Source organism: Paraburkholderia sp. CNPSo 3274, from assembly GCF_024206475.1.
GTDB lineage: Bacteria > Pseudomonadota > Gammaproteobacteria > Burkholderiales > Burkholderiaceae > Paraburkholderia.
Genome location: NZ_JAMBPR010000167.1, coordinates 1 through 7,353, shown reverse-complemented (window position 1 = coordinate 7,353; position 7,353 = coordinate 1). Strand labels below are relative to the sequence as shown.

The 7,353-nt window shown below is 61.1% G+C and carries 9 protein-coding genes; all 9 read right to left on the bottom strand.

Features of this window, described 5'->3' with window-relative positions:
• Nucleotides 1–956 (bottom strand): NADP-dependent oxidoreductase (locus tag M3I54_RS43485; protein WP_254346557.1); only part of this gene is annotated, 956 nt, incomplete at its 3' end.
• A 56-nt stretch (nucleotides 957–1,012) separates the two neighbouring features.
• Nucleotides 1,013–1,996: an NADPH:quinone oxidoreductase family protein gene (locus tag M3I54_RS43480; protein ID WP_254346555.1), complete on the bottom strand. Its 984-nt coding sequence runs from the start codon at nucleotides 1,994–1,996 to the stop codon at nucleotides 1,013–1,015.
• A gap of 115 nt (nucleotides 1,997–2,111) precedes the next feature.
• The gene (locus M3I54_RS43475; protein ID WP_254346567.1) at nucleotides 2,112–2,810 is read right to left on the bottom strand and encodes an alpha/beta fold hydrolase; all 699 of its coding nucleotides are present in this window, start codon (nucleotides 2,808–2,810) and stop codon (nucleotides 2,112–2,114) included.
• Between the two features lie 71 nt (nucleotides 2,811–2,881).
• Nucleotides 2,882–3,463, bottom strand: a complete 582-nt coding sequence (locus M3I54_RS43470) for a TetR/AcrR family transcriptional regulator (RefSeq protein WP_254346553.1) — start codon at nucleotides 3,461–3,463, stop codon at nucleotides 2,882–2,884.
• Nucleotides 3,464–3,513: 50 nt separating this feature from the next.
• The gene (locus M3I54_RS43465) at nucleotides 3,514–3,912 is read right to left on the bottom strand and encodes a helicase (protein WP_254346551.1); all 399 of its coding nucleotides are present in this window, start codon (nucleotides 3,910–3,912) and stop codon (nucleotides 3,514–3,516) included.
• A 55-nt stretch (nucleotides 3,913–3,967) separates the two neighbouring features.
• Entirely contained in the window at nucleotides 3,968–4,813 is an 846-nt protein-coding gene (locus M3I54_RS43460; protein WP_254346549.1) for an alpha/beta fold hydrolase, read from the bottom strand.
• Nucleotides 4,814–5,066: 253 nt separating this feature from the next.
• On the bottom strand, nucleotides 5,067–5,855 hold the full coding sequence (locus M3I54_RS43455) for an SDR family oxidoreductase (protein ID WP_254346547.1): 789 nt from the start codon (nucleotides 5,853–5,855) through the stop codon (nucleotides 5,067–5,069).
• A gap of 56 nt (nucleotides 5,856–5,911) precedes the next feature.
• Nucleotides 5,912–6,994 (bottom strand): alkene reductase, encoded by a 1,083-nt coding sequence (locus tag M3I54_RS43450; protein ID WP_254346566.1) that lies wholly within the window; start codon nucleotides 6,992–6,994, stop codon nucleotides 5,912–5,914.
• 184 nt (nucleotides 6,995–7,178) lie between these two features.
• Nucleotides 7,179–7,353, bottom strand: a 175-nt coding sequence (locus M3I54_RS43445) for a transposase domain-containing protein (protein ID WP_254345848.1), incomplete at its 5' end; no start/stop codon positions are given.

Genomic DNA, 7,353 nt, shown 5'->3' with positions numbered 1-7,353 from the left:
AGGTATTCAAGCGCTTCCTTTGCTTGTTCAAACGGAAACACCTTGTCAATCACCGGACGGATGCGTTCTGACTTAAGCAGTTCGCCAATTTCGGCGAGCTGGGCTCCATCGGGGCGCACGAAGAGAAATGAATAGGTTACATCCCGCTTCTTCGCAAGCCGCATGATCTTGCGGCTCATCAGCCCGAATACCAACCTCAGAATAAAGTTCAGCCCGCGGGCACGGGCGAACGCTGCGTCCAGTGGCCCGATAAGCGACACAATCCTGCTCCCCGGCTTGAGGATGCCCAGGGATTTTTCAATCGCATCTCCTCTCATAGTGCCGAGCACGACGTCGTAGCCGCGCAGCACTTTCTCGAATTCCTGCTTCTTATAGTCGACGACTTCGTCTGCGCCCAGACTCGTTACCAGTTGGACGTTGCCGGTACTCGTGGTCGTTCCCACCCTGGCGCCGAAGTGCTTTGCCAGCTGGATCGCAAACGTGCCAATACCACCCGACCCGGCGGGGATGAAAACCTTCTGGCCAGCTCGAAGATTGGCGCGCTCCTTCAACGCTTGCCAGGAGGTGAGCCCGACCATCGGAACGGCGGCAGCCTGCACAAAGTCAAGGTTGACCGGCTTTGACGCGGCAACGCTCTCCGGCACCGCCGCGAATTCGGCAATCGAGCCCCTACCGAAATCGAAGAGGCTGGCAAAGACTGCGTCGCCCGGCTTGAAACGCGTCACGCGGCTGCCGACCTCGGTCACCACACCAGCGATATCGCTGCCGAGCGTCGCCGGCAACTCGAACTTCAGGACGGGCTTGAACGTTCCCGCCGGAATCATGTTGTCGATCGGGTTCAATCCCGCAGCGTGCACCTGGACCAACAGTTCATCAGGCTTGAGCGTGGGGCGAGGCACTTCGGCGAACCCGATCTCAGGCGACTTGCCATAGCGTTTGAAGGTGAGCGCTTTCATGTTGTTCGAAATCCAATGTTCCGTAAATGATGGGCAGAGTTCGGACGAAATCCAGCTCACGCCCAAGGCTGCAGTAAGACCTTGCCGGTCGTGCTGCGCCCTTCCAGGCGGCGATGTGCTTCCGCCGCCTGCGATAGCGGCAACACGGTTTCCGTTTGCAGCGTCACTTTGCCGGATAAGACCAGTCCGATGAGTTCGGTCAGCGTTGCCTGGATCAGATCGGGGAAGGCCAGGTAGGCACCGACGTAAAAGCTGGTGACGGTGTGATTGGGGACGGTCAGCTTCCACGGGTCGATCAGGCTGGTCTTGCCGCTGGACTGGCCGATGAAGATCAGGCGCCCGAACGAAGCCAATGCCTTGAACGCCTCGGCGACGTTGTCGCCGCCGGCCGTCTCCAGGACCACGTCCACGCCCTTGCCGTCGGTCAGTGCGCGCACTTGCTCGGCCCAGTCGGGGCGGGTGTAGTCCACCGACGCATCAGCCCCCAGCCGCTCAGCCAGGGCTCGCTTCGCGGGGCTGCTGGCGGCCGCGATGACCTTGCCAGCGCCATACAGCCTGGCCAGTTGTACGGCGAGCGACCCCACTCCGCCTGCCGCAGCCTCCACCAATACGGTTTCGCCCGGCGCCAGTCGAGCGGCCTTGCGCAGGACCAGCGCGGCGGTCAGGCCATGGGCAACCAGCGCCGAAGCGCGTAGCAAGTCGAGCCCCGGAGGCAGCGGTATCACGATGGCGGCGGGCACGCTGACATACTGTGCATAACCCCCTGCCCCTGGGGCGGCCAGCACCGGCGTGCCGACAGGGAGCGAAGTCACGGCCTTTCCAACGGCGGCAACCGTGCCGGCCACTTCAGCACCGAGCGTGAAGGGGGTTGGGGACGGCTCAGGATAGTCGTCGCCGCGCCGACGCATGACGTCGGCAAAGTTCACTCCCGCTGCTTCGACGCGGATGAGGACCTCATCGTCGGCGAGTGTCGGATCGGGCACCTCCTCATAGATCAGCGTTTCTGGTCCGCCTGTCTTATGAAACCGGACTGCTTTCATCTGTTTCTCCAAATCTCGGTGAAGTAAGGTAAGGCCTGTCTTCGACGAGACCTGTTCGAAACTCATATTCTGCTGAGCGTCATGGGGACTTCACCTGTCGCTGACCGCAAAGGATTTATTGCGCCAGAAACTCCAGTGCTTTGATCACGAAGTCGGTGTGATACTGAAAGATGCCTCCGTGTCCGGCGTCCTGGTAAATGACGAGCTGCGCGTTGGGAATGCGGCGGGCCATGTCGTGGCTCAATCTGGTGGGCACCATGATGTCGTTGTCTCCATTGGCGATCAGGACAGGCATTTGCAAGCGGGTGAGGTTCTGCGGCGCTTGCTGGCCCCAGCCCTTGATCGCCCTGAGCTGGCGAAGCAAGGCGCCGGGTGTCGGCCCCTTGTCGCGTCCCGCCTTGCGTTCCTTGAGCCTCTTCAGGAATGCACTTGCTGCCTGCCGGCCGTTGGCGGTGGCGGTGAAGAACAGATAGGTCTTGGGATCGCGCAGCGTCACCAGGCCCTTGAGCATCAGAGGCCAGGACATCGCCCCCACGCGATCGATGCCGTCCACGGTCACGGGTGCAATGCCATCGGAAGAACCGATTCCCCGGTAGTCGATCGCAATAACGCGATGCTTGCGTGCCAGGCCATCGACGATGCGCGGGTCGAAGTTGTCCAGCACGGCCCCCCAGTGGTTAAGCAGGATCAGCGGGATGCCGCCGCGCGGGCCCAGTTCGCGGTAAGCGAAGGTGGTTCCGCCCGCCCTGACCTGGTTGTTCTGTGCGTTGGCATAGGACGTCGCCGATTGGGTATCCGGGTTGATGCTCTTCATCATTGATTCCTTGGGTTCCGCCTTGATATGTCGAGCATCATGCTGACGGGGGAAAAAAAGCCGATCGAAACTCAATCCGCCGCTGGGGCGAGATGCTCCAGCGCCGCCTCCAGCAACGATCTGGACAGCGGTTCTTCGTCGACCGCGCGCGCCAGGACGACCGCCCCAATCATCGTTGCGGCGGTCGCCAGGGCGCGCATGTGCGCACCGGGCTGGCCCCAGTCGGCCGATTGGCGGGACACCATGTCGATCATTTCCTTGATGCGGCGGGTAATTGCGCGTCGAACCACCGGCGCCTGACGCGGCATTTCCGTTCCCAGGGCGGCGATCGGGCAACCGACCTCCGGGTTTTTCACGTGCTCTTTGGACAGATAGGCGTGCAACAGCGCCTGCAGGGATTGTTCGGCAGGCACGGCGGCCGTGAAGTGCAAAAAAGTGGCGATGGCCTCGGCTCCTGCGCGGTCCGCCAACTCGGCCAGCATGGCTTCACGCGAGGCGAAATGCGCGTAGAACCCGCCGTGGGTGAGGCCGGCCTCTTTCATGATGTCCGCAATGCCAATGCCGTCATATCCACAGCGGCGGATCGCGCGTGCGCCAACTTCGACGATGCGCTCGTGCGTGACTTCCTTGGATCGCGTCGTGGACCGTTTCATATGACGTTCAGACGCAACCGCTGGTTCAGCAGATCTGGCTTCATGGCAACTCAGAAAGCGGTGCGGTCGTAAGGCAAGACGACTTTCGGGAGGTGCAGGAAGGCAGTAAGGCCCTGGAACCACATCACTTCCCGGAAGTCGCCACTGATGGTTAAGTCTTTACTGCCCACCCCCCTGAGGAAAGCCGCTTGGGCATCCTTGGCCGACAGGATCTCGAAGCCTTTGGCGGCACTAGTAAAGGTGAGCGTGAATCGAGGAGTCGTTGCCAGTCCCGCAAACGACCGGACGGTGCCATCTTTGATAACAAAGTAGCGGCCGGCACCCGAAACCGTGCGAATCTGGAATACCAAGCTCTTGGACGCGACGTAGCGTGCGGCGTTGGAGTCGTTCCTGATCTTGCGTTTCAGCATCTGGGCGAATGCCCACAACAGGAACTTGAACTTAAGCATTTCGGGCATCCTTTAGATTTGAGAAAAGTGCGTTCGGACCATGACGACCGTCGCGTCACTCGCTCAGGAACTGGACTGCGTGACCCAGGAAGCGTTGCGGGTACTGGAACTGCGCGGCGTGGCCGGCGTCGGGGTAAATGAACAACTGGGCGTTTGGCAGGTTACGAGCCATGTAGAACGAGTTAACCGTCGGGACCATCACGTCGTTCACGCCATTGAGGATGAACGTAGGCTGCTGGATGCTACGCAGATACGCGAAAGGATCGTCTTCCGAGAGCCTCGGCATGTACAGCATGTTGGCCTCGATCTGTGCGATCGAGACCTCCGGCGAGGATGGCGGATCTTGGTCGGCGCGCATATGACGCCGTTTCCAGAACTCCCTTGCTGCCTGCTCGGCCTCTGCTGATCGGCCGAAGAACAGGTAGAGGAAGTCTTCGAACTCCGGTACCGGATTGACCGCTGTGGTCAGCACGCGCTGCTCCATTTCCGGATTGCCCCCGCGCGGCCCGGTGCCCAGCAGCATCAGCTTTCGCACTAGCTCGGGATGGCGCCAGGTCAGGTCCAGCGCCTGAAACCCTCCCAGCGAAAATCCCAAAACGTCGATTTGCTGCACGCCCAGCGCGCGAACGAAAGCCGCTGCGTCATCGGCCATGTCCTCAATGCGTGTTCGTGGTTGCCCGCCGGATGAAGCGATGCCGCGACCGTTATAGAGGATCACTTCGCGGCTTTGGGCAAGACCATCTGTCATCAATGGATCCCAGTTGTCCATGCCACCGCGGAAATGCTGCAGGAACAGTAAAGGCGGCTGCGAAGAATTTGTATTACCCCAGCGTCGGTAGGCGAATCGGGTACCGTCGACATCCACGAAGCGAGTGGGCGTAGTGATATGGTTGTCAGTCATGTATTCACCTGTTGAGAACCTGTGTCGAGATGTCGGTCTCGTTGCCGGAGCTTCGCAAATTCACTGCGCGAGAAATGCCAACGCTTTGCGCGCAAAGTCCTCGTGGTATCAGTCGTACCGCCGTTTGCTGTAATCGCATTGCTGGCCACGGCGAACCGTGAATCAATCGCAGGGTGCAGCGTCAGGATGCACGAAATGGCTCTTTGCAGATAAGGCACGGCCCGACTCTCGACTAAGGCAGAAGCGGCAGTAGTCAGGCGTCGCGCTGATAGCGCTCGGCCGCGTGTGCTTGTCGAATGTCCGACATCAGTCCCTGGCGCGCGCCATCCAGTGCGTCCCACCGCCCGGCTACTTGCAGTGGCGGGATCGTGACCAGTTCGCGACGGTCGAACCCAATCAGTGCAGCATCAACTAACTCTCCGACTTCCATAACTTCGGGGAGCATGTTCACGTCGACACCAGCGCGCTCCCAGATCTCCGTGCGCGTCGCCGCCGGCAGTACCGCTTGCACGTAGATACCCCTGGGCGACAACTCGAGGTTCAGGCCCTGCGACAGGAACAGCACGAATGCCTTGGTCGCGCCGTAGATCGACATGCCGAACTCTGGCGTGAAACCCACCACTGAGCCAATGTTGACGATCGAGCCATTACCGGACTGCACAAAGCGTGGAGCGACCGCAGCTGCAAGCCTCGTCAGCGCCGTCGTGTTGAGCGTGATCAGGCGTTCGATGCTCTCAGAGGTTTGCTGCACGAAGCCGCCCGACTGAGGCACGCCGGCGTTGTTGATCAGGATACCTATTCGATTGTCATCGCGCAGCCGAGTCTCGAGCGCGGACAGATCGACTGACTGGGTCAGGTCGGACTGCAGCACTTCCACGGCCACACCGCTTTCCTCACGCAGGCGCACGGCCAAGGCATCGAGCCGCGCCTTGTCACGTGCGACAAGGACGAGGTCATGGCCACGCCGAGAGAGGCGCTCGGCGTAGGCGGCACCGATACCGCTGGACGCGCCGGTGATGAGGACAGTCGGAAGCGTGGTCATGGGTACTTTCCTTTGCAAGGGTTCTTCTGGCTCAGGCGCAATCAAGGACGCGGGCCTTAGCCGGAGATGGTTGGGTAATCGATGTAGCCCATAGCGCCGCCGCCATAGAGCGTCGCCGGGTTGAGCTGCGTCAGGGGTGCGCCGGCCTTCAATCGTTCGACCAGGTCCGGGTTGCTGATAAACGGACGACCGAACGCGAACAGGTCGGCGCTGCCCTCATTGAGTTGAGTGGTGGCGAATTCCAAGTCGTATCCGTTGTTGGCCAGATAGGTCTGCTTGAAACGGCGGCGCAGCGCGTCATAGTTGAACGCGGCGACCTCGCGTGGGCCGCCAGTCGCACCTTCGACCACGTGCAGATAGACGATGCCCTGCGTGCTGAGTTGTTCGGCGATGTAGTCGTACTGCGGTTGCGGATCGCTGCAGGAAATGCCGTTTGCCGGCGAAACCGGCGAGATGCGCACGCCGGTGCGCTCGGCGCCGATTTCTTTGACCACTGCGGCGACCACTTCCAGCAACAGGCGCGAACGGTTCTCGATCGAGCCGCCGTAGGCGTCAGTGCGCTGGTTGGCCCCGTCCTTGATGAACTGCTCCAGCAGATAACCGTTGGCGCCGTGAATTTCCACTCCGTCGAAGCCGGCGGCAATAGCGTTGGCCGCAGCCTGTCGAAAGTCGCTCACGATGCCCGGCAGCTCGGCGAGTTCCAGGGCGCGTGGCTCGGACACGTCGGCAAATCCGTTGTTGACGAACGTCTTCGTCTCGGCGCGGATGGCGGAAGGTGCGACCGGCGCCGTCCCGCCAGGTTGCAGGTCAGTGTGCGAGACGCGGCCCACATGCCACAGCTGCACGAAGATGCGTCCACCTTTGGCATGTACGGCGTCCGTGAGCTTGCGCCAGCCAGCAATCTGCTCGGGCGTGTACAGGCCGGGAGTGTCCTGATAGCCCTGGGCCTGGGCCGAAACCTGAGTGGCCTCGGTAATGATCAGGCCGGCCGTGGCGCGCTGGGCGTAGTAGGTCACGGCCAGCTCGCTGGGTACCAACCCGGCGCCGGCACGGTTGCGGGTCAGCGGTGCCATGACGATGCGATTGGTGAGCGTCAGGCCACCGAGGGCGTACGGCTCGAAAAGCGTTTTCTCGGACATGTTGTTCCAGCATCTGGTGTTGGGAATGGCTGCAATGATGACGATCATAATCTAACGTGTCAAGGCTTTGATGACGACCAACATCAATGTATAGTCAGGCCTTCACGAAGGAACGTATGCGATCCACGAACGACGCCCTTCAGAGTATGGTAGCGGAGCGCGTGAGGTGTGATAGTGATGCGGGTCAGCGGAGGTCCGCCGGCATTTTCCAGGGAAGCAACGCGTCGTAGTCGTCGACGGTTTTCGCCAGAGGCAGGTGTTGGAACAGCCAGGTGAGGTACCGGTAGGGATCGATGCTGTTTGCCTTGCAGGTCTCGACGAGCGTATAGAGATTGGCGCTCGCGTTCGCGCCTTCGACG

What these genes read in the sequence shown, in the direction of transcription:
- M3I54_RS43470 (WP_254346553.1), bottom strand. Translation starts at nt 3,463, where the DNA reads ATGAAACGGTCCACGACGCGATCCAAGGAAGTCACGCACGAGCGCATC.
- M3I54_RS43480 (WP_254346555.1), bottom strand. Translation starts at nt 1,996, where the DNA reads ATGAAAGCAGTCCGGTTTCATAAGACAGGCGGACCAGAAACGCTGATC.
- M3I54_RS43460 (WP_254346549.1), bottom strand. Translation starts at nt 4,813, where the DNA reads ATGACTGACAACCATATCACTACGCCCACTCGCTTCGTGGATGTCGAC.
- M3I54_RS43465 (WP_254346551.1), bottom strand. Translation starts at nt 3,912, where the DNA reads ATGCTTAAGTTCAAGTTCCTGTTGTGGGCATTCGCCCAGATGCTGAAA.
- M3I54_RS43450 (WP_254346566.1), bottom strand. Translation starts at nt 6,994, where the DNA reads ATGTCCGAGAAAACGCTTTTCGAGCCGTACGCCCTCGGTGGCCTGACG.
- M3I54_RS43475 (WP_254346567.1), bottom strand. Translation starts at nt 2,810, where the DNA reads ATGAAGAGCATCAACCCGGATACCCAATCGGCGACGTCCTATGCCAAC.
- M3I54_RS43455 (WP_254346547.1), bottom strand. Translation starts at nt 5,855, where the DNA reads ATGACCACGCTTCCGACTGTCCTCATCACCGGCGCGTCCAGCGGTATC.